At 68.3% G+C, this 23,165-nt stretch carries 20 protein-coding genes and 2 pseudogenes; 7 read left to right on the top strand and 15 right to left on the bottom strand.

The genetic code is table 11. The features are described from left to right. Positions 1-9 precede the first annotated feature (9 nt). Positions 10-615, bottom strand: coding sequence for a DUF6801 domain-containing protein (locus AB5J62_RS31970; RefSeq protein WP_370943720.1), 606 nt, complete (start codon positions 613-615; stop codon positions 10-12). Between the two features lie 279 nt (positions 616-894). Here AB5J62_RS31970 and AB5J62_RS31965 point away from each other — a divergent pair, with 279 nt between their 5' ends. Next, on the top strand, positions 895-1,803 hold the full coding sequence (locus AB5J62_RS31965; RefSeq protein ID WP_370943718.1) for an RCC1 domain-containing protein: 909 nt from the start codon (positions 895-897) through the stop codon (positions 1,801-1,803). A 135-nt stretch (positions 1,804-1,938) separates the two neighbouring features. Here the strand turns inward: AB5J62_RS31965 and AB5J62_RS31960 are convergent, their stop codons facing one another. From AB5J62_RS31960 to AB5J62_RS31895, 14 genes are all read right to left on the bottom strand, one after another. After that, complete coding sequence (locus tag AB5J62_RS31960; protein WP_370943716.1) at positions 1,939-2,565, bottom strand: hypothetical protein; 627 nt, start codon at positions 2,563-2,565, stop codon at positions 1,939-1,941. A gap of 25 nt (positions 2,566-2,590) precedes the next feature. After that, complete coding sequence (locus tag AB5J62_RS31955; protein ID WP_370943714.1) at positions 2,591-3,133, bottom strand: hypothetical protein; 543 nt, start codon at positions 3,131-3,133, stop codon at positions 2,591-2,593. Continuing rightward, positions 3,130-3,624: a hypothetical protein gene (locus tag AB5J62_RS31950; RefSeq protein ID WP_370943712.1), complete on the bottom strand. Its 495-nt coding sequence runs from the start codon at positions 3,622-3,624 to the stop codon at positions 3,130-3,132. Before AB5J62_RS31950 ends, AB5J62_RS31955 begins: the two co-directional genes overlap by 4 nt. After that, positions 3,609-4,811 (bottom strand): MCE family protein, encoded by a 1,203-nt coding sequence (locus AB5J62_RS31945; protein WP_370943710.1) that lies wholly within the window; start codon positions 4,809-4,811, stop codon positions 3,609-3,611. The genes AB5J62_RS31950 and AB5J62_RS31945 overlap by 16 nt, the downstream gene beginning before the upstream one ends. After that, a complete protein-coding gene (locus tag AB5J62_RS31940) occupies positions 4,811-5,857 on the bottom strand; it encodes an MCE family protein (protein WP_370943708.1) in 1,047 nt (348 codons plus the stop codon). The genes AB5J62_RS31945 and AB5J62_RS31940 overlap by 1 nt, the downstream gene beginning before the upstream one ends. Next, positions 5,854-6,825 carry an MCE family protein gene (locus AB5J62_RS31935; RefSeq protein WP_370950396.1) on the bottom strand — a complete coding sequence of 324 codons (972 nt, stop codon included), beginning with the start codon at positions 6,823-6,825 and terminating at the stop codon, positions 5,854-5,856. The genes AB5J62_RS31940 and AB5J62_RS31935 overlap by 4 nt, the downstream gene beginning before the upstream one ends. A gap of 41 nt (positions 6,826-6,866) precedes the next feature. Then, positions 6,867-7,853, bottom strand: a complete 987-nt coding sequence (locus tag AB5J62_RS31930) for an MCE family protein (RefSeq protein ID WP_370943707.1) — start codon at positions 7,851-7,853, stop codon at positions 6,867-6,869. Then, complete coding sequence (locus AB5J62_RS31925; RefSeq protein WP_370943705.1) at positions 7,850-8,851, bottom strand: MCE family protein; 1,002 nt, start codon at positions 8,849-8,851, stop codon at positions 7,850-7,852. Before AB5J62_RS31925 ends, AB5J62_RS31930 begins: the two co-directional genes overlap by 4 nt. Next, on the bottom strand, positions 8,848-10,095 hold the full coding sequence (locus tag AB5J62_RS31920; protein ID WP_370943704.1) for an MCE family protein: 1,248 nt from the start codon (positions 10,093-10,095) through the stop codon (positions 8,848-8,850). The genes AB5J62_RS31925 and AB5J62_RS31920 overlap by 4 nt, the downstream gene beginning before the upstream one ends. Beyond that, positions 10,092-10,892, bottom strand: coding sequence for an MlaE family ABC transporter permease (locus AB5J62_RS31915; protein WP_370943703.1), 801 nt, complete (start codon positions 10,890-10,892; stop codon positions 10,092-10,094). Before AB5J62_RS31915 ends, AB5J62_RS31920 begins: the two co-directional genes overlap by 4 nt. A 2-nt stretch (positions 10,893-10,894) precedes the next feature. Next, positions 10,895-11,680, bottom strand: coding sequence for an MlaE family ABC transporter permease (locus tag AB5J62_RS31910; RefSeq protein ID WP_370943701.1), 786 nt, complete (start codon positions 11,678-11,680; stop codon positions 10,895-10,897). 174 nt (positions 11,681-11,854) lie between these two features. Beyond that, positions 11,855-12,844 carry an LLM class flavin-dependent oxidoreductase gene (locus AB5J62_RS31905; protein ID WP_370943699.1) on the bottom strand — a complete coding sequence of 330 codons (990 nt, stop codon included), beginning with the start codon at positions 12,842-12,844 and terminating at the stop codon, positions 11,855-11,857. Positions 12,845-13,289: 445 nt separating this feature from the next. Then, a complete protein-coding gene (locus AB5J62_RS31900; RefSeq protein ID WP_370943697.1) occupies positions 13,290-16,904 on the bottom strand; it encodes a helix-turn-helix domain-containing protein in 3,615 nt (1,204 codons plus the stop codon). 291 nt (positions 16,905-17,195) lie between these two features. Continuing rightward, positions 17,196-19,313: an AAA family ATPase gene (locus AB5J62_RS31895; RefSeq protein WP_370943696.1), complete on the bottom strand. Its 2,118-nt coding sequence runs from the start codon at positions 19,311-19,313 to the stop codon at positions 17,196-17,198. A gap of 125 nt (positions 19,314-19,438) precedes the next feature. Here AB5J62_RS31895 and rsmD point away from each other — a divergent pair, with 125 nt between their 5' ends. The 6 genes and pseudogenes from rsmD to AB5J62_RS31865 all read left to right on the top strand — a co-directional run bounded on the left by rsmD (position 19,439) and on the right by AB5J62_RS31865 (position 23,162). Continuing rightward, on the top strand, positions 19,439-20,011 hold the full coding sequence (gene rsmD, locus AB5J62_RS31890; RefSeq protein WP_370943695.1) for a 16S rRNA (guanine(966)-N(2))-methyltransferase RsmD: 573 nt from the start codon (positions 19,439-19,441) through the stop codon (positions 20,009-20,011). A 34-nt stretch (positions 20,012-20,045) separates the two neighbouring features. Continuing rightward, positions 20,046-20,531, top strand: coding sequence for a pantetheine-phosphate adenylyltransferase (gene coaD / locus AB5J62_RS31885; RefSeq protein ID WP_370943694.1), 486 nt, complete (start codon positions 20,046-20,048; stop codon positions 20,529-20,531). Positions 20,532-20,651: 120 nt separating this feature from the next. Then, positions 20,652-21,056, top strand: a pseudogene (locus tag AB5J62_RS31880) (ribonuclease domain-containing protein); the annotation flags it as partial. A gap of 66 nt (positions 21,057-21,122) precedes the next feature. Then, positions 21,123-21,640, top strand: a pseudogene (locus AB5J62_RS31875) (SigE family RNA polymerase sigma factor). Next, positions 21,637-22,329, top strand: coding sequence for a hypothetical protein (locus AB5J62_RS31870; RefSeq protein ID WP_370943693.1), 693 nt, complete (start codon positions 21,637-21,639; stop codon positions 22,327-22,329). The pseudogene AB5J62_RS31875 and the gene AB5J62_RS31870 overlap by 4 nt, the downstream one beginning before the upstream one ends. Before the next feature lie 101 nt (positions 22,330-22,430). Further along, positions 22,431-23,162 carry a DivIVA domain-containing protein gene (locus AB5J62_RS31865; RefSeq protein WP_370943692.1) on the top strand — a complete coding sequence of 244 codons (732 nt, stop codon included), beginning with the start codon at positions 22,431-22,433 and terminating at the stop codon, positions 23,160-23,162. Positions 23,163-23,165 lie beyond the last annotated feature (3 nt).

The following is a 23,165-nucleotide window of genomic DNA, read 5'->3' as shown; positions in this document are numbered from 1 at the left end:
GTCCTTTCCTTACGTGATGGGCATGTTCGGGCTGAACGCGCGGTTCTGCCCGGCCTTGACGCTGCAGTTGAACGTCCACGCCGACCAGGTGCCGCTCTTCTTGTGGAACTCGAGCTGCGCGCTCAGCGTGGTGTTGAGCGAAAGCGACGCGACACCGGGCGAGCCCGCGGTCAGCGTCGGGATTCCGGTGCCGGCGTCCTGCACGATCTGGATGGTCAGCGGGCCCGGCACGTACGGGAAGATCTGCTCCGGCACGTTCACGTTGGTCACCGTGGAGTTGACCGGGGTCGCGTTGGTGGCCACCACCGGGACGTTGGCCTTGCCGCGCACGCCGTCGTAGTTGGCGGCGTTGAGCAGCGCGTGGATCTGGGTGGAGATGGTCGCGGTGCCCGAGAGGTCGGTCGGGGTGGCCGTGCCGCCGGAGGGGACCGAGTCCGGTCCGTTGAACTGCGCGGTGACGTCGAGCTGCTGCGAGCCGATCGACGGGAAGTTGCACGTGAACGCCACTGTTCCGGTGTGGTAGTTCGTGACGGCGACGGCGGTTCCGGCGGTCAGCATGGCGACGGCGCCGATGATCGCCGCGCCTGCGGATAATGTGCCCAGTCTACGGGACATACCTGTCATCTCCTTTGATCCAGTTTACGTCTCGATGGCTGGCTGCGTGCGCCATTCGGCAATCTTGTGATCTTTCCTTGATTGCCGTTCCGGGTGGTTTGGAGTACCACTGGGCTCACCTGCCGAAAAGGAGGCTACTCGCGAGTTAGGTAAGGAACAAGGCTCCTTTGTCGACATAGCGGCAGTACCTGTCAGCTCACTGGTTTTCTTGTCACGGACTGCGAATCGCGATTATGAATTTTGTGCGGTGGTGACAAAGAAACGGAAATGAGGCACCCGATGTCCGTCGTCCTCCGAGCCGCGGCCGTCGCCGCGCTCATGTTCGTCTCAAGTGCGCCCGCGTTCGCCGTCGAGCCGGGGGGAGTGATCCCGTGGGGCTGGGGAAGTTACGGCCAGACAACGGCTCCACCGTCGATCGCGGATGGCGTGACGGCCATGTCAGCAGGCAGTTTGAACGGTCTCGCGCTGAAGAACGGCGGGGTCATCGCGTGGGGCGACAACAACTACGGCCAGCTCGCGGTGCCCGCGGCCGCGGCATCCGGAGTAACGGCGATAGCCGCCGGATGGGGGCATGAACTAGCGCTCAAGAATGGCGCGGTGCTCGCCTGGGGCAACAACTGGTACGGCCAGTCGAACGTGCCCGCGGCGGCCACTTCAGGCATAACGGCGATTTCAACGAGCGTTTTCCACAATTTGGCCGTGAAAGGCGGCAAAGTGCTCAGCTGGGGTTCCCGCACCGACGTTCCGGCGGCCGCGCTTTCCGGCGTTTCGACCGTTTCCGCGGGCGGCGATCACAGTTTGGCGCTGAAAAGCGGAACCGTTCTCGCATGGGGCACCAACGCGAGCGGCCAAACGAACGTGCCCGCCGAAGCCCTTTCCGGCGTCACCGCCATTTCCGCGGGCTACAAACACAGCCTCGCGCTGAAGAACGGCGGCGTCATCGCCTGGGGCGACAACAAGTTCGGCCAGCGCGACGTCCCCGACGAGGCCAAGTCCGGCATCGTCGCCGTCGACGCTGGCTGGAACCACAACCTCGCGCTCAAGTCCGATGGTTCCCTGGTCAGCTGGGGCAGCAACGAGTCGACCGAGCGCGACCCCGCCGACGGCGTCTGCGCCCCCATCCAGGCCGTCTCAGCGGGCGAGCGGCTCAGCTTCTACCTCGTCATCCCCGGCCAGCCCTGCTCCTGACCCCGGGGCCCTGGGGAAAAATCCCAATGCGTCCTTCGGTCCGTAGTGGGTCCCGAAAGCGTCCTTCGGTCCCTGGCAGGTCCCCAATGCGTCTTTCGGCACCTACCAGGGACCGAAAGACGCATTGGGATTTTTTTAGCGCTGGTTGGAGGTGAGGGTGAGGGAGATGGTGTTGCCCGGCCCGGAGACCAGGGCGCCCAAGGCGATGTCGGCGATGAAGCAGTCCTTGAAGGACGGGATGGTGAACTCGCCGGTCGAGGTGATCGAGGGCGCGAAGAGGTCGACGTCCTTGGTGATCAGGTCGAGGCTGATCGGGGAGACGGTCTTGCAGCTCTTGGGCACCGTGGGCAGCGGGAAGACCGGGAAGATCGGGCCCGCCCAGATGTCGCTGATCTCCATGTTGGCCAAGGCGTGCGTCTTGAGGTCACCGTCCTTGATGGACCCTTGGACCTGGCCGAGCGGGACGACCTTCACCGTCGCCTTGATGCGGAAGATGCCGGACAGCAGCGAGATGTTGGCCTTGGACGGGGGCAGCGAGAGGTCGCCCTTGATGCCGACGTTGTCGCCGTCGATGACGATCGCGCCGTTGAGCTGGCCGGGGCCGAGTTCCAGCGCGCTGCCCGTCTTCTTGACGGTCGACGAACCGGCGACCGTGTAGGAGACCGGGATTTCGAGGGGGTCGTCGGCCAGTGCGGGTGCCGCGGTGAGCACTCCCGCGCCGACGAGGGCGGACGCGAGCATGCCGATTAAACGAGAGCGCATCGGTACTTCTCCTTCTCTCGGTGATTTACCTTGGCGTGAGATCGGTGATGACCCAGGTGCCGTCCTGCCGCTCGGCGGTGACCGAAAGCTGTGACGCCGCGACGCTTTCGGTGCCGCCACGCTGAGCGGACTGGTCGAGGAACACGAGCAACCTGGCGTGCGTGCCGTCGAGTGACTGCACGGCCGAGCTGACGACCCGGGTGGTCAGCACCAGCTTTTGTTGGGGAGCAAGCTGCCGCACCTGCGCGAACAGCTGGTGGTACGTCTCGAGCGCCTTGCCGCGCAGCACCGCGGACGCGGCGCGCTCGGTGACTTCGGTCTTGTCGTAGGAGTACGAGAAGATCCGGTTGACGGCCAGCGTGACCGCCGAGTTGACCTCGGCCGTCGCGCCGACGTCGACCAGTGCCTGGTTCGAGGCCGCCGGCGAATCCCGCAGGTCGCGTGCCGCCACGGTGAACCACGAGCCGAGCCCGCAGAGCAGCACCGCGAGGACCACCAGCACCAGCGGCGAGCGCTGGACCGGCGGGATCGCCGGCAGGAACGTCCGGTCGAGCGTGACGGCGGTCATCGCGCACCCACCGGGATCTGGTCGAGCGCGCTGAGTTTCCAGCCGCCGTCGGTCTTGGTCAGCTGCGCGGTGAAGCGGTTGCGCTTGGTGCCGGGCGCGACCCCGTTCTTCGCGACCGTGATCTCCACCGACGCCAGCAGTTTCGCGGTGCCCGCGTGCGCGTTGAGGTCGCTCACGGCCGCGTCGAGCACCTTGCCGGTGGACACGGTCGCGGTCGCGGCGAGCGCGTTTTCGTCGGTGTGCTGGAGTTGTTCGCGCAACGTCCCCGTCGACACGTCGAGCCAGCGCGTGACGCCGGCGTGCGTGTCGTGGTAGTCGAGCGTGCTGAGCTGCGCGATGTGCTCACGGCCCGCCTGCAGCGCGTCGTCCCGCAGCTGGGCGTAGGTCAGCGATTCGTCCTGTGACGCCGAGAGCCACGACCAGCCGGACCAGCCGGCGAACACCGTGGCGACGGCGACGGCCGCCAGGCCCGTCTTCATTTGCCAAGCCACAGCAGCTCCTTCAGGTCCGTGGAAACCTGCAGGCCGGGCAGGGTGACCGGGCCGACGCCGCCGGGCTTGACCGCGTCCGGCACCGGCGGATGCGGCGCGTTCTGCGAGCCGCGCACCGAACTCGGGTCGCCGTAGGACAGCGTGCACGCCGCGGTCGTATTGAGCGGTAGGGGAGTCACGACGTCGCTGGAGCGGATGTCCGTGCCGCCATAGCCCTGCAGGCACGGCGGCGGATCGTTGAAGGTCAGCACGAGCGAGAGGTGGCCGGTCTCCGGCGTGATCGCCGAAGACGTGGTCGCGACCGCGCGCGGCGTGTTGACCAGCAGCTGTTCCAGCCCGTCCGACCGCGAAGAGAACACTTTGGACAGTGTCAGCAGGTTCGCGACCAGCACGGGAAGCCCGGGGCTGTTCTCCCGCAGCAGTGAGGTGATCTGCGTCGAAGCCTGCGGCGCCGTCTCGATCAGCTTGCGCAGGTCACCGTCCGAACTGGACAGTGCGGCCGCGAACTGCTTGGCGCTGCCGGTGAACGTGCGCCACGCCGCCGTCGAATCGACCTGGGTCCGCAGCACGGTCGCGCCGTCGCCGATGAGGGTCTGGGTCTCCGGCAGGTGCGCGGTCGCGCTCTGGGTGAACGAGTTCGCCGAGTCGATCAGCACCTGCAGGTTCGGCCCGGCATTGCGCAGCGCGTCGTCGAACTCGTTGACCACCGTGCGCAGCGATTCCGTCGGCACCGAAGCGCTCAGCGCGTTGAGGTTGCCGAGCAGGTCCTGCACCGGCAACGGGATCCGCGTCGACTCGCGGGGGATGACCGCGCCGTCGCCGAGGAACGGCGCGCCGTCGGTGCGGGGCTGCAGGTCGACGTACTGCTCGCCGACCGCGGACCGGTTGGTCACGATGGCCATCGAGTTCACCGGGATCCGCGGCGCGGAATCGTCGATGAGCAGGTCGGCCTCCATGCCGGTGCGGGTCAGCCGCAGCTCGCCGACCCGGCCGACGGCGACCCCGCGATAGGTGACCTCGCCGTTGGTGAACAGCCCGCCGCCGTCGGCGAGTTCGATCTTGACCAGGTACGAGCCACTCCCGAGCAGCCTGCCGAGACCCGCGTACTTCGCGCCGACGAACGCGCTCACGGCCAGCGCGAGCACCACGAACACGAGAACCTGGATCCGGACCTTCGCGGTGAGCATCAGCGGCCTCTCATCTGACCGGCGACCGGCAGCGGCAGCGGCGGCTCGCCTTCACCGGGCGGCGGGATGACCATGCCCGGCGCCGGCGCGATCGTCGCGAAGATGTTCAGGTAGTCGCCGCGCAGGCCGCGCAGCACCTCGTCGGTGAACGGGAAGGTCGGCAGGATCTCCAGCGCGTTCGGCAGATCCGAGCCCGCGTCCGCCAGCCGCTTGAGGATCGGCGCGAGCGAGTGCAGATCGGCGACCAGGTCCTCGCGGCTGCGGTCGATCGTGTCGACGGCCACTTTGGACAGATCGTCGAGCGCGGACAGCATGCTCACCAGCTGCGAACGCTGATCGGTCAACGTCTTCAGGCCCGGTGTGAGGTCGGTCAGCGCGCCGGAGACCTGCGTGCGCCGGCGGTCCAAAGTGGCCGTGAGCCGGTTCAGCCCGTCCAGCGCCGAAGTGATGTCGCCCCGATGCGCGTCGAGATCGGTGACCAGGGTGTCCACTCCGGACAGGAACGAGCGGATCTGCTGCTCGTTGCCGGTCATCACCTTGGACAGTTCCTGGTTGATCGTCTGCAGCTGCCCGATCCCGCCGCCGTTGAGCAGCAACGACAACGCGCCGAAGATCTCCTCGAACTCGGGGTTGCGGTTGGTGCGGTCCGGCGTGATGACCGTGCCGTCCTTCAACCGGTCCGGCGCGTCGGCCGCGCCTTTCGCCAGCTCCACGAACTTCTCGCCCAGCAGGCTGGACTGCCGCAGCCGGGCGACCGCGTTGGACGGCAGCACGACGTCGCCGTTGACCACGACCGTGGCTTCGGCCGTCCAGCCGTCCTTGCCGAGCTTGATGGTCTCGACCCGGCCGACCGGCACGTCGTCGACCTTCACCGCGGCCTGCGGCACCAGGTCGAGCGTGTCCACGAACTGCACGGTGACCCGGTACGGGTGATCGCCGAGGTCGGCGCCGCCGGGCAGCGGCAGGTCGTAGACGCCCTTGAACTCGGCCGACGACGAGCACGAGACCAGCAGGCAGCAGGCGGCGATCACCGCGAGGCGCTTCATTTCGGCGCTCCCTGGTAGAGCGGGCCGGTGACCGGCAACGGAAGCAGGTAGTAGTCCAGCGCGGTCCGGCCCTGCAGCGTGCCGGTCTTCGGGTCGAACGCGTTGAGCACGTCGGTCACCGCGAGCGGGATCGTGTCCAGCGTCTCCGCCAGCGCGGCCCGCTTGTCCACCAGCGTCTGCGTGGTCACCGCCAGGTTGTCCACATTGGACTTGATGAGCGCGCGGTTGTCCCGGAGGAAGTCCTGCACGTCCGCCAGCGCCCGCCCGAGCCCGTCCAGCGCGCCGGACAGCTCGGTCTTGTTGGACGCCAGCGTTCGCGTGACGGTCGCGAGCCGCGAGTTGATGTTGGACACCTGGATGTCGTTGCTCGCCAGCATGCTCGTGAACCGCTGCAGCTCGTCGACCGTGCCGAACAGATCGTCTTTGTTGCCCGCCAGCGTCCGTGCCAGATCGGCGAAGTCGCGGACGCTGTCGTTGAACGGCCGCCCGTTGCCGCGCAGGTTGGCCGCGCCGGTGTTGAGCAGATCGGACAGCGCGCCGTTGGAGTTCGCCCCGTTCGGGCCGAGCGCGGTGGCCAGCGTGTTCAGGCTCGCGTACAGCTCGTCGAGCTCGACCGGGGTCCCGGTCCGTTCGACGCCGATGACCGCGCCGTTGCCCAGCCGGGGCCCGCCGCGCGACGGCTTCGAGAACTGCACGTACCGGTCCGACACCACGCTCGGCGCGATGACCAGCACGTTCGCGTCCTCGGCGACCCCGACGCCGCCGTCGATCCGCATGACGACCTCGACGCGCTCACCGTCCGGGGTGACCGTCTCGACCTCACCGATCCGCACGCCGAGCAGCCGCACGTCCGAGCCGGTGTACACGCCGACCGCGCGCGTGAAGTACGCGGTGATCCGCTTGTCGCCGTGGCCGTCGAAGATCCACCACAGGATGCCGCCGGTGACCACGGCCAGCACCAGCGCCATCGTGAGGAACCGGCTGAGCCGGACCTGGTTGCGGGTCGCGTTCACTTGCCACCGCCGATCGGCGGGGTGCACGGATTCCGGTTCTCCGGGATCAGCCCGCACACGTAGCTGTCCACCCAGCGGCCGTTGCCGACGGTGTTGTTGACCACGCGGAAGTACGGCCCGGCCAGCCGCAGCGCCTCGTCGATGTTCGCGTTCTGCTTCTTCAGCAGCTCGGTCACGGTCTGCAGCTGGGTCAGCGCCCCGCTGAGCCGATTCTGGTTGTCCGCGACCAGACCGGACAGCTGTGTCGCCAGGTTCTGCGCGCCGACGAGCAGCTCGTGGATGGCGTCGCGCCGGTTGTTCAGCTCGCCCAGCAAGAGGTTCCCGTCGTCGAGCAGCTTGTCGAAGTCCTCATTGGACGCCGCGAGCGTGCCGGTCACCTTGCGCGCGTTGCCGAGCAGCTTGGCCAGCTCCTCGTCACGGCTGGAGATCGTCTTCGACAGCGCGGACAACCCGTCGAGCGCGCTGCGCACGTGCTCCGGCGAGTTCTTGAACGTGTCGCTCAGCGTCTGGAAGCTGGCCGCCAGCTGGTTGGTGTCGATCGCGCCGACGGTCTTCGACAGGCCGTTGAACGCGTCGGTGACGTCGTACGGGGTGACCGTCCGGTCGCGCGGGATGGCGTGCTTGGGGTCCTGGACGGCGGAGCCGGTCGGGCGCAGCGAGAGGAACTTGCGGCCCAGCAACGTCTTGATCTTGATCTCGGCCGATGTCCGGTCGCCGATCCAGGCGTCCTTCACGCGGAAGTTCACCAGCACGTGGTCGTCGGCCAGCGCCACCCTGGTGACCTCGCCGACCTTGATGCCGGCGACGCGCACCTCGTCGTCGCTCTGCAGCCCGGCGGCTTCGGTGAACTCGGCCTGGTACGTCGTGCCGCCGCCGACGATCGGCAGGTTCTCGTAGTTGAACGTGACGGCCAGCAGCCCGGCGATCACCGTGCTGCCGATGACCCCGATGACCAGCGGATTGCGCTCCTTGAACGACTTCACGGCCGGCACCTCGCCGCGGTCGGCGCGATCCCGCGTGGCGGGTCCGTCTGCAGCTGCGCGCTGCAGAGGTAGAAGTTCATCCACGAGCCGTAGCTGCCGAGCCTGCCGACCTCGTTGAACTTCGTCGGCAGGTTGTCGAGGAACTGGTTCACCTCGGCCGAGCCGTTCGCCAGGTTCTCCGAGAGCTGCCCGAGCCGGTCGACACTGTCCTTGAGCGGCGGCCTGGCGACTTCGAGCAGCCCGGCGGTGGCGTTCGACAGATCGCCGATGCCGGTGATCGCGTCGCCGATGGCCGCCCGGTCACCGGCGAGCCCCGACACCAGCTGCCGCAGCGTGGAGAGCAATGTGGACAGTGCGTCACCCTTGTCGTTGATGTTCTGCAGCACCGAATTCAGGTTCGTGATGACCTGGCCGATCACCTGATCGCGGCTGGCCAGCGTCGACGTCAGCGAGCCGGTGTGGCTGAGCAGGCTCTCGACGGTGCCGCCTTCGCCTTGCAGCACCTGGACGATCTCGCCGGAGAGCTGGTTGACGTCGTTCGGGGAGAGCGCCTGGAAAAGAGGCTTGAACCCGTTGAAGAGATCCGTGAGATCGAGCGCAGGGGTGGTGCGTTCGAGTGGGATCTCCGCGCCGGGTTCAAGCGTGCCGGTGGTGCCCTTGCCCCTGATCAGCGCGATGTAGCGCTGACCGACCATGTTGCGGTACTTGATGACCGCGGTCACGTCGGCGGGCAGCCTGCGTCCCTTTTCGATGGAGAACTTGACCTGCGCGAGGCTCTGGTCGGCGATGCCGAGCGACTCGATCTGCCCGACCCTGACCCCGGAGATGCGCACGTCGTCGCCGACGTTGAGGGAGGTCGCGTCGGTGAACTTGGCGCTGTACACATCGGAGTCACCGAGCCCGGTGTTGGTGATCGACAGCGCGAGCAGCGTGGTGGCGACCGTGGTGACCAGGATGAAGATCAGGCTTTTGACCAGTGGTGCGGCGAAGTTCCTCACTTGAGGCTCACCTCCGTCCCCCGGTAGAGCGGTCCGACGAGGACGCTGCTCCAGTCGGGGACCTGTCCGGTCGGGACACCGAGCTGCGGCGCGACCAGCGTGGCCAGTAGTTCGCGCTCCTGCGGGGAATTCGGCACGCCGAGGTCGTCCTGGCCCGGCATGAGCGGGTGGGCTTCGGAGCCGGGCGGCGCGGCGGCGGTGCCCTGGCTCGGCACCACACCGCTGGGGTAGCAGCGCGGCCCGCCGGTCGCGTTGTACACGGGGTCGTCCTTGCCAGGCACGTACTTGCCGCGCGTTTCGGTGACGGTGATGTCCACGTGCAGTCCGGGTTCGCCGGAGCCCTTGCCGAGCGCCTTGTCCATCACGGGCTTGAGGTCGGTCAGCGCCTTGAGCGTGCAGGGGAAGCTCGGCGAGTACTCGGCGGCGATCTCCAGCGGCTTGCGGCTGGTCGCGGCCAGCCCGATCAGGTTGTCCTTGTTGTTGCGCAGGAAGGTCGCGAGGTCTTGCGCCGAGGTGGTGACCACCGGGTACAGCCCGGCGAGCGCGTCACGCTTCTCGTGGACGGTGTTCAGCGTCTTCGCGGAGTCGGTGAGCGCGTCGAGCAGATCGGGCGCGATGTCGCCGTAGAGGTTGCTGACCTTCGCGAGGTCGCGCAGGTCCGCTTCGAGCTTCGGCAGGCTGGGGTTGAAGTTCTCGAGGTACGCCGAAGCCGAAGCGATCGTCTTGCCGAGCTGCTCGCCACGGCCCTGCAACGCCGACGCGACCGTGTTCAGCGTCGTCGCGAGCTTCTGCGGCTGAACGGCCTGCAGCACCGGCAGGAGGTTGTCGAACACCTTCTCCAGCTCGATCGCGTTGGCGCTGCGGTCCTGCGGGATCACGTCGCCGGAGCGCAGATGCCCGGCCGCCGAACCGTCCGGAATGGACAGCTGGACGTAGCGCTCGCCGAAGAGTGTCTTGGGGATCAGCAACGCCGACACGTCCCGGGGCAACATGTCGACTTTGCCGGGCTCCATCGCGAGGTCGATCGAAGCGCCGGAACCCGAACTGTGGACCGCGCGGATCTCGCCGACCACCACGCCGCGTGCCTTGACCTCGCCGCCGGGACGCAGCTGGTTGCCGACGCGGTCGGCCTTGAGCGTCACCGGCACCGAGTCGACGAACGCCTTGTTGTAGACGGCGACCGTGCCCACCACGAACGCCGACATGATGACCAGGAACAGGATCCCGGCGAGCTTGAGTTTCATCCGGCGACCTTCACGGTGGTCGTCGCGCCCCAGATCGCCAGGCTGAGGAAGAAGTCCAGCACGCTGATCGCCACGATCGCGGTGCGCACGCCCCGGCCGACGGCCACGCCGACGCCGGCGGGCCCGCCGCTCGCGCGGAAGCCGTAATAACAGTGCGCGAGCACGACGACCACGCTGAACACGAGCACCTTCCCGAACGACCACAGCACGTCGCCCGGTGGCAGGAACAGCAGGAAGTAATGGTCGTAGGTGCCCGCGGACTGCCCGAAGAACCAGATGGTGACCTGCCGTGAGGCGAGGTACGAGGTCAGCAGCCCGATCGCGTAGAGCGGGATGACCGAGACGAACCCGGCGATGATCCGGGTGGTGACCAGGTACGGCACGCTCGGGATGCCCATCACCTCGAGCGCGTCGATCTCCTCGGAGATCCGCATGGCGCCGAGTTGCGCGGTGAACCCGCAGCCGACCGTCGCCGAGAGCGCGAGCCCGGCGACCAGCGGCGCGATTTCACGCGTGTTGAAATAAGCCGAGACGAAACCCGCGAACGCGGACGTGCCGACCTGGTTCAGCGCGGAGTAGCCCTGCAGGCCGACGACCGTGCCGGTGAACACGGTCATCCCGATCATCACGCCGATCGTGCCGCCGATGACGGCCAGCGCGCCGGTGCCGAAGCTGACTTCCGCGAGCAGCCTGGTGATCTCGCGGAAGTACCGCCGCAGCGCCCGCGGCGCCCACGCGAGCGCGCGGAGGTAGAACAGGATCTGGTCGCCCAGCCGGTCGAGCACGCCGAGGTTCACGTCTACATCCCTTTCGGCGGCACGAGCTGCAGATACAGCGTGCTGAGCACCAGATTCAGCATGAACAGGAGCAGGAAGGTGATGACGACCGACTGGTTGACCGCGTCGCCGACGCCTTTCGGGCCGCCCTTGGGATTGAGCCCGCGATACGAGGCGACCACCGCGGCGACGAAACCGAAGATGACGGCCTTGATCTCGCTGATCCACAGATCCGGCAATTGGGCTAACGCCGAGAAACTGGCCAGGTAAGCGCCGGGTGTGCCGTCCTGCATGACGACGTTGAAGAAATAGCCGCCGACCACGCCGACAACGCTCACCATGCCGTTCAGGAACGCGGAGACGCCCATCGCGGCGAGCACCCTGGGCACGATCAAGCGCTGAATGGGTGAAACACCGAGCACTTCCATCGCGTCGATTTCTTCGCGAATGGTGCGTGACCCGAGATCGGCGCACATCGCCGAACCGCCCGCGCCCGCGATGAGCAGCGCGGTGACGATCGGGCTGGCCTGCTGGATGATCGCGAGAACGCTGGCCGCGCCGGTGAACGACTGCGCGCCGATCTGCGTGGTCAGCGAGCCGACGTGCAGCGCGATGACCGCGCCGAACGGGATGGACACCAGCGCGGTCGGCAGAATCGACACGCTCGCGATGAACCAGAACTGCTGGATCAGTTCCCGCGCCTGGAAAGGACGTTTGAACAGGCAGCGCACGACGTCGAGCCCGAGCGCGTACAACCGCCCGGTTTCCCGCAGCGCGGCGGCGCCGGGGATGCCTGTTCTGCTCGCCACTGGCCCTCCCCAGGAAGCCGCTCCTGTGCGGCTTTCTTACTGGTGAGTAAGCTATCTAGGTGCCAGTGACCGTGACAAGAACCACGGCATTTTTTGCGCATTCCTGATAAACACGTCTGTCATCTTTGTCGGAACGCGCGAAATGCGCTCGGGCAAATGGCCGAATGGGGTAGCTCAGCGTAGTCCGGCCACCAGGTCATACGAGTGCACCCGGTCGGCGTGCGCGTGGACCATCGTGGTGATCATCAGCTCGTCGGCGTCCGTGTCGGACAGCAGCGTCTCAAGTCCTTTTTGGACGGTTTCGGGCGAACCGATGATGCTGCTCGCGAACCGGTCCTCGACGAACATCCGGTCCATGTCGGTGTACGGGTACGCCGCCGCCTCCTCGGGCGTGGGCAGCGGGATCGGACGGCCGCGGCGCAGGCTGAGGAACGTCAGTCCACTCGGTCCGGCCAGGTAGCGGGCGTGCTCGTCGCTGTCGGCGGCGATCACCGAAGCCCCGAGCATCACGTACGGCGCGTCGAGCACCTCGGACGGACGGAACGAGTCGCGGTACAGCTGCACGGCGGCGAGCGTGTTGTCCGGCGCGAAGTGGTGCGCGAACGAGAACGGCAGGCCGAGCTGACCCGCGAGCCGCGCGCTGAAGCCGGACGAACCCAGCAGCCAGATGGGCGGCTTGTTGCCTTCGGCGACCGCCGCGCGCACCGGCTTGTCCGAGACCTCGAAGTACTCGATGAGCTCCGTCAGCTGCTGCGGGAAGTTCTCCGCCGACAGCCCGCCCGGCCCGCGCAACGCCATCGCGGTGCGCTGGTCACTGCCCGGCGCGCGCCCGATGCCGAGGTCGATCCGGCCGGGGTGCAGCGCTTCGAGGGTGCCGAACTGCTCGGCGATCACCAGCGAGGCGTGGTTCGGCAGCATCACGCCGCCGGAGCCGACGCGCATGGTCGACGTCGCTGCCGCGACCTGGCCGATCAGCACGGACGTCGCCGAGGAGGCGATGCCGGGCATGTTGTGGTGCTCGGCCAGCCAGTACCGGTGGTAGCCGAGGCCTTCCACGTGCTTCGACAGTGCGACGGTGTTGCGCAGCGCGGCGCCGGCGTCGGACCCGTTCACGATCGGAGCGAGGTCGAGCACGGAAAGCGGCACGTCAGACAGTGAACTCACGTAAAGCGCCAACACCGTCTCGCGAAGATCTCTTCCCGACTGTGGCTACGAGCACGGTGGGGGTCGCGGGTGGTATGGCCGGTGAAAGCAAATCGGTACCAGACGACTTACCTGTGATGTGGCCGTGGCTGGCGCGCACGGGCGGATTCTGGGTGACAAGGGCGACCCTTGTCACCCAAAGCGTTGCAAGGGCGGCCCTTGTCACGTGCCACGGCGGATGAGCCCGAGCGAGTGGAAGAATTTCTGCATCTAACGGAGCAAACCTTCCACTCACGCCGAGACTCGGGCGGCAGGTAGCCAAGTACCAGTCTGCTAGAACCGTCCATACCACTCACGACCCTACGAGCACGGCGGCCGAACGTTGTGAACGAGGCGTTAGCGACGGGGGTCGTGAGTGGTATGACCGGTTAGAACCGGCCGTACCACTCACGACCCAGGTCATGGCCTACGGGCATGGTGGCTGGTAGGCGACGCCGGGGAAGTATCGGTTCCACTCGGCGTCGGTGATCTTCGGCGTGGCCACTGCGCAGACCCGCTTCGCGACGAGCTCCGGGTCGGTTTCCCAGCGCAGCACGATGTCGTCGCTGCCACTGCTCAGCAGTGTGTGGCCGTCGGGGGCGAACACCAGCCCGAGCACCCGGTCGGTGTGTCCGGTCAGCGCGGCCATCTGCCGGGGGTTCGCCGGATCGGCCGTGTCCCACAGCCGCACGGTCCGGTCGTGCGACGAGGTCGCGAGTGTGCGCCCGTCGGAGCTGAACACCATCTCCCGCACCGCGTCCGTGTGCCCGGACAGCTGCGAGACCTCGTGCGGCTCGCGTGGATCGCGGACGTCCCACAGCCGCGCGGTGCGGTCACGGCCCGCGGTCACGATCGTCTTGCCGTCGGGGCTGTACGCCAGCGAGGTCACGGCCTTGGTGTGGCCTTTCAGCACGCCGAGCAGCGCGCCGTTGGCGGTCATGTCCCAAAGCCGGACCGTGAAGTCCCAGCTCGTCGAAGCGAGTATCCGGCCGTCCGGGCTGAACGCCAGCGCGTGCACGTCGTCGGTGTGCCCGGTGAGCGTGGCCAGCTCCTGGCCGGTGGTGCTGTCGAGCAGTTTCACGGTGTGCTTGTCACCGGCGACGGCCAGCCGTTTCCCGTCCGGGCTCAGCGCGATGGCGTCGATCTCGTCCTCGTGCCTGGCGATCACGACCGGCTTCGCCGGGTCCGCGAGGTCGCGGCGTTTGACTGTGTGGTCCCAGCTGCCCGTGTAGAGCGTGCTCCCGTCGGGGCTGACCGCCGCGGCGCAGGCGCCGTCCGTGTGATCGGTCAGCGTGGTGATCTCGCGGGGCACCGCCGGATCGACGACCCGGACCTTGCCGTCGCGGGCGCTCGTGATCAACGAGCGGCCGTCCGGGGTCAGCGTGACCCGGCAGATGTCGCTTTCGCCGCTCGTGACCACCGGCCCGGGGATGTCCCACAACCGGACGGTGTAGTCGTCGGAGGTGGTGGCGACCGTGCGGCCGTCGGGGCTGAAGGTGGCGCCCGCGACGATGTCGGTGTGCCCGGTGAGCGTGAGCGCCGCCTTCGGCTGCCTCGGGTCGGCGATGTTCCACACCGTGGCCGTCCGGTCCTCGGACGAGCTGAGCAGCCGGGTGCCGTCGGCGTTGAACGTGAGCGCGCGCACGGCCATCTTGTGCCCGCCCAGCACCGCGAGGTCGGTCGGCGCGGCAGGGTCGGTGACGTCCCAGAGCCGGATCCTGTTCTCGCCACCGTTCTCACCGCCGGCGAGCGTGTGCCCGGTCGGGCTGAAGGCGAGCGCACGGATCAAGACGGGGTCGACCGGGATCGACTTGAGCTCGGCGCCGCTCGAACTCCAGAGCCGCAGTGTCTTGTCGTCGGAGCCGGTCGCCAGCGTCGTGCCGTCGGGGCTGATGCCGACCGCGACCACGTCCTTGGCATGCCCGGCGAGCACCTTGCTGGTGCGGTCGGCGAGATTCCAGAGCCGGGCGGTGTCGTCGGCACTGCCGGTGACCAGTGTCTTTCCGTCGCGGCTGAACGCCAGCGCGAGCACCTGGTCGGTGTGCCCGGTCAGTGTCGCGATCGGCTTGATCCGGCGCGGATCGGTGACGTCCCACAGCTTCGCGGTCTTGTCCCAGCTCGCGGTGGCGAGCGTCTTGCCGTCCGGGCTGAACGCGACCGCGAGCACGTTGTCGTCGTGCGCGTCGAGTGTCGGCAGCTCGATCGGATGATGGGTGTTCGTGACGTCCCAGAGCCGGACGGTCTTGTCCCACGCGCCGGTGGCCAGCAGCTTGCCGTCCGGGCTGAAGGCGGCGGAGTTGACGTTGTTCGTGTGCCCGAGCAGCAGGCTGGAGTACGGCGTCGAGAAGGTACTGAGCAGGCTGCCGCGCGCTTCCACGGTCGGCACCAGGCGATACGCCGCGAGCGAGAGCTGCGCCGCCAGTGCCGGTTTGGTCGGGCGCAGCGTCGTCGCCTCGTGCGAGACGTTCTGGGAGAGCGCGGTGTTCCGTTCTTCGGTCGCGGTCTGGGAGGTGTTCACCGCGAAAGCGCTTGCGCCCGCCGCGACCAGCAGCAACACGGCCAGCAACGCGACCAGCTGACGCAGCCTGCGCGTCCGCTTGCGGGTCGCCACCCGCTCGGCCGTCTCGGCGGCGGAGCTGTCGTCGAGGAACCGGCGCTCCTTCTTACTCAGTACTCCTTCGTGCGTGGTGACCCAGTCCTGGGCGATCGCGAGCCGCGTGCCGCGGTAGAGCGAGCCCGAGTCGTGATCGAGCGCCTCCCACGCCTCGGTCGCTTCGGTGAGCCTGCGGTGCACGCGCAGCGCTTCGCGGTCTTCGGTCAGCCACTCGCGCAACCTCGGCCAGCTGCGGATGAGCGCCTCGTGCGCGATGTCGATGCCGTGCTCGTCGAGGGTGATCAGCCGGGCGTCGGCGAGTTTGCCGAGCGCGACGTCGATGTCCGGGTCGTCGTCGAGCTCGTCGCGGCTGAGCCTGCGCTTGGTGTCCTCCGTGCCTTCGCCGAGCGCGGTCAGCCGGAGGAAGATCTGCCGGGTGACCTGCTGCTGGGCCGGGCTGAGCGTGGTGAACACGTGCTCGGAGGTCTGCGCGACCGCACGCTCGATCCCGCCGGTCGACTCGTAGCCGGAGAGGATGAGCGCGTTGCCGCGGCGGCGTTTCCACGTCTCCAGCAGCGCGTGCGAAAGCAGCGGCAGCATGCCCGGCTGGCCGGTCGCGTCCGCGATCAGCCGTGACACGAGCGCGGTCTCGATCCGCAGCCCGACACGGACGGCGGGCTGGGTGATCGCCAGCCGCAGCTCCTCCGTGGTCATCGGGCCGAGCAGGATCTGGCCGTCTTCCAGCGCGTCGGTCAGCTCGGGGTGCTGGGCGAACCGCGCGTGGAAGTCGATCCGCGCGCCGAGCACGACCTTCTTGAGCTTGACCAGCGCGGCGATGAACTCGGTTCGCTCCGCCGGGTCCTGGCAGAGGGTGAAGACCTCCTCGAACTGGTCGACGACCAGCACGTCGACCGGCCCGGCCTTGGTCAGCTCGGCCATCGGGCGCGCGCCTGGCGTGATCAGCCCGGTGGTGCCGGTCGCGTCGAGCGCCGGGATCACGCCCGCCCGCAGCACCGACGACTTGCCGGACCCGGACGCGCCGAGCACCGCGATGAACCGGTGCGTCGCGAGCCGCTCCAAGACCTTCTCGACGACGCGCTTGCGTCCGAAGAACCGCTCGGCGTCCTCGGTCCCGAACGCGGTCAGCCCGACATACGGCGGCTCGGCGTCCGGCTCGGGTTCGAGCGCGCCCTCGGAGAGCGCGTGCCAGCGCGCCGCCCAGTCCTCTTCGTCGCCCGCGCACGCCTTCACGTACGCGAGGGTGACCGCCAGCGTCGGCAGCTTCCGCCCGCCGGCGGCGTCGGACAACGTGCCCGCGGAGTAGTTGGTCTGCTTGGCGAGTTCGCGGTAGGTGGGGCTGCCCGCCTTCTCGCGCAGTAGCCGGAGCTCGGTCGCGAAGTGGACGACGGCGTCGTCTCCGGCCTCGAGCGGCCGCTCAGGACGAGGCACTGGCCCACCCCCGTTGTTCGGACTTCGTTGTTCGGTTGATCAAACCTGACGCCGAACAATACTTTTTGGTTATACCTGGGGTCGACCGGTCTCACGGTTCCCGCTGGGGGGTGCCGGTGACCAGGTCGAACGAGGAGGAGAGATCGTGTTCAAGATCAACCTGTACGGGTACCACGCGGCGACCGGCACCGCGGCCGCGTAACGCCTGGCCGCCTTCGCTGGGGGCGAGGACGGCAGGAAAACAAGAGCCACCCAGAACGCTTCTGGGTGGCTCTTGTCGTGTTCTGGGGGTCAGGCAGGCAGCCAGTCCGGGTTCGACGCCAGCACGGTGAGTTGCTGGGTCGCCCGGGTCAGCGCGACGTAGAGGACGCGGCGGCCGGTGGTCGACTCCGTGATCAACTCCGTCGGCTCGACGAGCACGACGGCGTCGTATTCGAGGCCCTTCGAGTCGAGCGAGCCGACGACCTTGAGCCGCTCGTCGGTCTGGCCCTCGAACCAGGATTCGACCTCGGGCACCCGGTCCATCGCGGTGATCACGCCGACCGTGCCCTCGACCGAGTCCAGCAGCTCTTTGGTGGCCGACTGCGTCGCCGTCTCCAGGTTGGCCGCCTCGACCGCGCGGACGTCCGGGAGCAGGCCCGTGGTGCGGACCGCGATGGGCAGCTCGTCCTCCTGGGCGTGGCCGCGCACGACGTTCGCCGCGAGGTCGAAGATCTCGGCCGAGTTCCGGTAGTTCGTCCGCAGCGTGAACCGGCGGCGCGTGGTGCGCACGCCGAACGCCTGGTCACGGGCCTGCGCCGCCTCTTCCGGATCCGGCCACGAGCTCTGCACCGGGTCGCCGACGACCGTCCAGCTCGCGTACTTGCCGCGACGGCCGATCATCCGCCACTGCATCGGTGAGAGGTCCTGCGACTCGTCGACGACCACGTGGGAGTACTCGTCGTAGTGCTCGGGACGGTGGGTGGCCGCGCCGGAGCGCTCCGGGACGAACTCCACCGGGTCGTGGTGCCTGCGCTTGCGCTTGGGCTCCGGGCCGATGAGCACGCGCAGCTCGTCGAGCATCGCCACGTCCGCGACGGTCCAGCCACGCGAGCGGTCGGCCATCGAGGCCGCCAGCATGGTGATCTCCTGGCGGTTCAGCACACCCTTCGCCGCCGAGGCCAGCCGCTTCTCGTCCGCGAGCCACTTGAGGATCTGCGCCGGGTAGAGGATCGGCCACCAGACGACCAGGAACCGGTGGAACTCGATCCGGTCGCCGAGGTCGTGGATCAGCTCGGCCTTGTCGAGCTGCCTGCCGTCGGACTTCGCGTGCTCCTCGGCCTTCGCCGCGAGTGCGTCGAGCAGCGCCTCGGCCGCGCGCACACGTGAGCGGTTCGGCGGCCCGCCCGCGGTGTGCACCTTGCGGCGGACCTTCTCCAGCTCCTTGGCGTCGAGCTTGAGCACCTCACCGCGGTAGACGATCCGCATCTCCTGCGGCGCGTCGGGCGGGGTGTCGCGCAGCGCGCGCAGCAGCACCTTGCGCATCCGCAGCGAGCCCTTGACCGCCGCGAGCGGCGCCGCGTCCTGGCGGACGGCTTCGAGCCCGTCGAGCACCTCGCCGAGCGCGCGCAGCTCGACGTTCGTCTCACCCATCGAGGGGAGCACGCGCGAGATGTAGCTGGTGAACACGCCGGACGGGCCGACCACGAGCACGCCGGCGCCGCCGAGCTGGCGGCGGTGCCGGTAGAGCAGGTAGGCGGCGCGGTGCAGCGCGACCGCGGTCTTGCCGGTGCCGGGCCCGCCGGTGATCTCGGTGACCCCGCGCCACGGCGCCCGGATGACCTCGTCCTGCTCACGCTGGATGGTGGCGACGATGTCGCGCATCTTCTCGCCGCGCGAACGGCCGAGCGCGGCCATCAGCGCGCCCTCGCCGACGATCTGCATGTCGTCCGGCACCGCGTCGGCGATCAGCACGTCGTCGTCCACGTCGAGCACGTTCTGCCCGGAGCACCGGATCACCCGGCGCCGCACGACGTCCATCGGCTCCTCGGCGGTCGCCTGGTAGAACGCCGCGGCCGCGGGCGCGCGCCAGTCGGTGACGAGGTTGTCGAAGTCGGCGTCCCGGATGCCGAGCCTGCCGACGTAGATCCGCTCGGCCGCCAGATGGTCGAGCCTGCCGAAGACGAGACCCTCGTACTCGGCGTCGAGCGTCTGCAGGGTCTGGTTCGCGTGGAAGACCATCATGTCGCGCTCGAAGAGCATCGACGCCTGCTCGAACACGGCCTCGCGCTGAGCGCCATGGCCTATCTCGTATCCCTTGTTGCGCATGGCTTCCGCCTGTTCGCGCAGCTCCGCCAGCCGGGTGTAGACCCGGTCGACGTGGGATTGCTCGATGGCGATCTCGGCCCGTCTGACCCGAGGTTCGGACACGCATTGCTCCTAATACCGCTGCTACCGCCTTCGAGGGCGAAGAACAACACTACGCGTTGCGCGCCGGAGGGTCAGCAAGTCCTGTCGAACACCACACGGCGGACACGGTTTGCGAGTATGACGGGGTGACCAGGATCGTGGCCGGCAAGGCGGGCGGCAGGCGGCTCAAGGTTCCCCCGAAGGGGACAAGGCCGACGTCCGAGCGCGTGCGCGAGGCGATGTTCAACGCCCTCGAAGTCGCAGGTGAGCTGGACGGATCCCGCGTGCTGGACCTCTACGCGGGCTCCGGAGCCCTCGGTCTGGAGGCACTCTCGCGCGGCGCGGCCGACGCCTGGTTCGTCGAAGCGGACCGCCGCGCGGGCGAAGTTCTTCGCGCGAACGTCGGTGAGCTAAATCTCGGTGGAACGGTCCGCATTGGACAGGTCGAGGCCGTGGTCTCGGGACCGGCGCCCATGCCGTTCGACGTCGTCATCGCCGACCCGCCGTACGCCGTCGACTCGGCCCAGCTCGGTTCCGTGCTGTCGTCGCTCGCCGCGGGCGGCTGGGTGACCGACGGAGCACTGCTGATCATCGAACGTGCCACTCGCGACGGCGAACCCGACTGGCCATTGTCGTTCGAGCCCATGCGGGTGAAGCGCTACGGCGACACCGCGCTCCACTGGGCCGAATATGTGACGAAGGCTGTGCAGTCACCATAGGGCGACGGGCAGCGCTTCGCGGTAGCGTCGCGCCATGCGTCGCGCAGTCTGTCCGGGCAGCTACGACCCGGCAACGAACGGCCACCTCGACATCATCGAGCGGTCGGCCAAGCTCTTCGACGAAGTCATCGTCCTGGTCGGGATCAACAAGAACAAGAAGGGCCTGTTCACCGTCGAGGAACGGCTGGACATGCTCCGCGAGACCACGGCGGGCCTGGGCAACGTGCGCGTCGACTCGTGGCAGGGGCTCACCGTCGACTACTGCCGCGACAACGACATCGTGGCCATCACCAAGGGCCTGCGCTCGGTCAGCGACTTCGACTACGAGCTCCAGATGGCCCAGATGAACCACGAGCTGTCCAAGGTCGAGACCCTGCTGATGCCGAACAACCCCGCGTACGGGTTCGTGTCCAGCTCGCTCGTGAAGGAGGTCGCGACGTACGGCGGCGACATCGAGCACCTGGTGCCCCCGGTCGTCTTCGAGCGCCTGACCAAGCGCCTGCGCGAAAAGGACTCGTGAGTGGGAATTTTCCCAGTTCTGCGCCGAACGGCGTGCGACGGTCGTAGGGATTTCCGACAGGGTTCGCGGAGTTAACCTGCTCGACCAGCCCTGATCACTCGATCGGGTTACGGTCCGAAAATGACCAACCACCGATCGCGTTTCGCCGCCTTCCTGCTGGCCTTCGCCGCCTTCTTCGGCGTCGTCACCGCCACGGCCGAGGCCTCACCCGTCAGCATCGAGCAGAACGCCTGCGGCAACCTCGCGGGCTTCAGCCGGGTGTCACTGCCGAGCCTCCCGAAGGAGGCGACCGACACCTACGAGCTGATCCAGTCCGACGGCCCGTTCCCGTACCCGAAGAACGACGGCGTGGTCTTCCAGAACCGCGAGAAGATCCTCCCGGCCTGCGCGTCGAGCTACTACCACGAGTACACGGTCATCACGCCGGGCTCGTCGACCCGCGGCGCCCGCCGCATCATCACCGGCAACGGCGGCGAGTACTTCTACACCGGCGACCACTACGCGTCCTTCAAGGTCATCAACGTCTGAAGCAACCCCGTGACCCTCCTCGCCCGTGAGTAATGCTGGAACACGGCCGAGGAGGGCACACGGATGAAACCTGGGGACGACGCGAGCTTCCGGGAGTTCGCCGCGCGGAAGGCGCTCACGCTGAGACGGACCGCCTATCTGTTCTGCGGCGACTGGCATCTCGCCGAGGATCTGGTCCAAAGCGCCCTCATCAAGCTCTACCGGGTCTGGCCGAAGGTCTCCCGGACAGGGCCCGCCGACAACTACGCCAGGCAGGTACTGCTGCGCTGCTGGCTCGACGAGCAGCGACGGCCGTGGCGGCGCAGGGAGAGCCGGACCGGGTACGTGCCCGACCGGCCCGACGCGCACGCCGATCCCACCCGTCTCGGGATCTCCGACCTGTTACTGCACGCCCTCGCCGAGGTTCCGCCGAAACAACGCGCCGCCATCGTGCTGCGGTACTGCGCCGACCTGTCGGTCGCCGACGTCGCCGCGACGCTGCGTGTTCGGAAGGGACGGTCAAGAGCCAGACCGCGCGGGGGCTCGAAATCCTCCGCGCGGCCGTCGAACGGCGTGAACCCGCCGCGGAGGGAAGCAGATGACCGAACAGCTCGAACAGGACCTGCGGGCCCTGTCCTTCACCGAACCCCCACTGGGCTTCGACACCGAGGCGGTGGCGACGAAAGCCGCCGCACGGCAACGGAAACGGCTCGTCGCGGCCTCGGGCCTCGGCACACTCGCGGTGATCGGCGCCATCGTGGCGACGACGGTCGTGCCGAGCGCTGTCGTCCAGCCCGCCGCAGGCCCGAAGGTCACGGCCTCAGTGCCGCCTGTCGGCATGCCCATGTCGTTGATCCGCGATCACCTGCCCGCCTTGCTGAAGGCCGTGCGGCCGGAGGCGAAGGACATCGTCGAGACCACCCAGGGCTACCCGTTCGTCAGCCTCGAATTCCGCTATGACCTGAACGGCCACCCCGCGCGCATCTCGGGACACATCGGCGGCCCGGCCGTCGTGCCAGGCAGCGGCGCCGTCCCCAGGACCTGCCTGGCCGACTGCACCAGCCTGCCGCAGCCGGACGGGTCCGAGGTGCAGATCAGGCAGACGAACAGGTTTGAGGACTCACGAACCGGTGACGTGAAGCCTGCCGTGATCGAGGCCTGGCGCTACTGGCCCAACGGCGCGGAAATGGAGATAAGGACCGGGTTCTTGACACGTGGCAGTGAGGGGGTCCCGCTGACCTACGAACAGGTGACGAGGCTCATCACCGACCCCGCCTTCACCTTGAAGTAGCCGCTCGGACACGCCCGGACCGGCGCGCTTTCACCGGTTCGGGCGGGTTAGGCGGCAGACTGGGTGCAGCGATATCGGGGATTGCTGCAGAGGGAGTTGCCGTGTACCGGGTTTTCGAGGCGCTCGACGAATTGGTCACGATCGTCGAAGAGGCGCGCGGGGTGCCGATGACCTCCAGCTGTGTGGTGCCGCGCGGTGACGTGCTCGAACTGCTCGACGACGTCCGCGACGCGCTGCCGGCGGAGGTCGACGACGCGCAGGACGTGCTGGACAAGCGTGATCAGCTGATCCACACCGCGCGGTCCGAGGCCGACAAGACGGTCACCGAGGCCAACGCCGAGGCCGATCGCACGGTCGGCGAGGCGCAGGCGCACGCCGAGCGCATCCTCGCCGAGGCGCAGGCCCGCGCCGAGCAGATGATGGCCGACGCGCACGCCGAGGCCGAGCGCATGGTCGCCGCCGGGCAGGCCGAGTTCCAGAACCTCACCGACCGCTCGCGCGCCGAGTCCGAGCGGATGATCCAGGCCGGGCGTGACGCGTACGACCGCGCCATCGACGAGGGCCGCAACGAGCAGGCCCGCCTGGTCTCGCAGACCGAGGTCGTCCAGGCCGCGCACGCCGAGTCGGCCCGCATCGTCGACGAGGCGCACGCGGAGGCCGACAAGCAGCGTGCCGACTGCGACGCCTACGTCGACGGCAAGCTCGCCGAGTTCTCCGAGCTGCTGGCCACCACGCTGCGCACCGTCGACTCCGGGCGCAACCACCTGCGTGCCCCGACGGGCCTCGCGGGCGGCGTCGGCCGCAGCAGCACCCTGTACGACTTCCAGCCGTGAAGG

Source organism: Amycolatopsis sp. cg5 (assembly GCF_041346955.1).
Lineage (GTDB): Bacteria > Actinomycetota > Actinomycetes > Mycobacteriales > Pseudonocardiaceae > Amycolatopsis.
The sequence above is the reverse complement of the archived record's forward strand: the minus strand, read 5'-3'. Positions and strand labels throughout refer to the sequence as shown.

Bases quoted from the DNA above. Each gene is read 5' to 3' on its own strand.
- AB5J62_RS31970 (WP_370943720.1), bottom strand. From the start codon at position 615: ATGTCCCGTAGACTGGGCACATTATCCGCAGGCGCGGCGATCATCGGC.
- AB5J62_RS31965 (WP_370943718.1), top strand. From the start codon at position 895: ATGTCCGTCGTCCTCCGAGCCGCGGCCGTCGCCGCGCTCATGTTCGTC.
- AB5J62_RS31960 (WP_370943716.1), bottom strand. From the start codon at position 2,565: ATGCGCTCTCGTTTAATCGGCATGCTCGCGTCCGCCCTCGTCGGCGCG.
- AB5J62_RS31955 (WP_370943714.1), bottom strand. From the start codon at position 3,133: ATGACCGCCGTCACGCTCGACCGGACGTTCCTGCCGGCGATCCCGCCG.
- AB5J62_RS31945 (WP_370943710.1), bottom strand. From the start codon at position 4,811: ATGCTCACCGCGAAGGTCCGGATCCAGGTTCTCGTGTTCGTGGTGCTC.
- AB5J62_RS31940 (WP_370943708.1), bottom strand. From the start codon at position 5,857: ATGAAGCGCCTCGCGGTGATCGCCGCCTGCTGCCTGCTGGTCTCGTGC.
- AB5J62_RS31935 (WP_370950396.1), bottom strand. From the start codon at position 6,825: ATGGCGCTGGTGCTGGCCGTGGTCACCGGCGGCATCCTGTGGTGGATC.
- AB5J62_RS31920 (WP_370943704.1), bottom strand. From the start codon at position 10,095: ATGAAACTCAAGCTCGCCGGGATCCTGTTCCTGGTCATCATGTCGGCG.
- coaD (WP_370943694.1), top strand. From the start codon at position 20,046: ATGCGTCGCGCAGTCTGTCCGGGCAGCTACGACCCGGCAACGAACGGC.
- AB5J62_RS31870 (WP_370943693.1), top strand. From the start codon at position 21,637: ATGACCGAACAGCTCGAACAGGACCTGCGGGCCCTGTCCTTCACCGAA.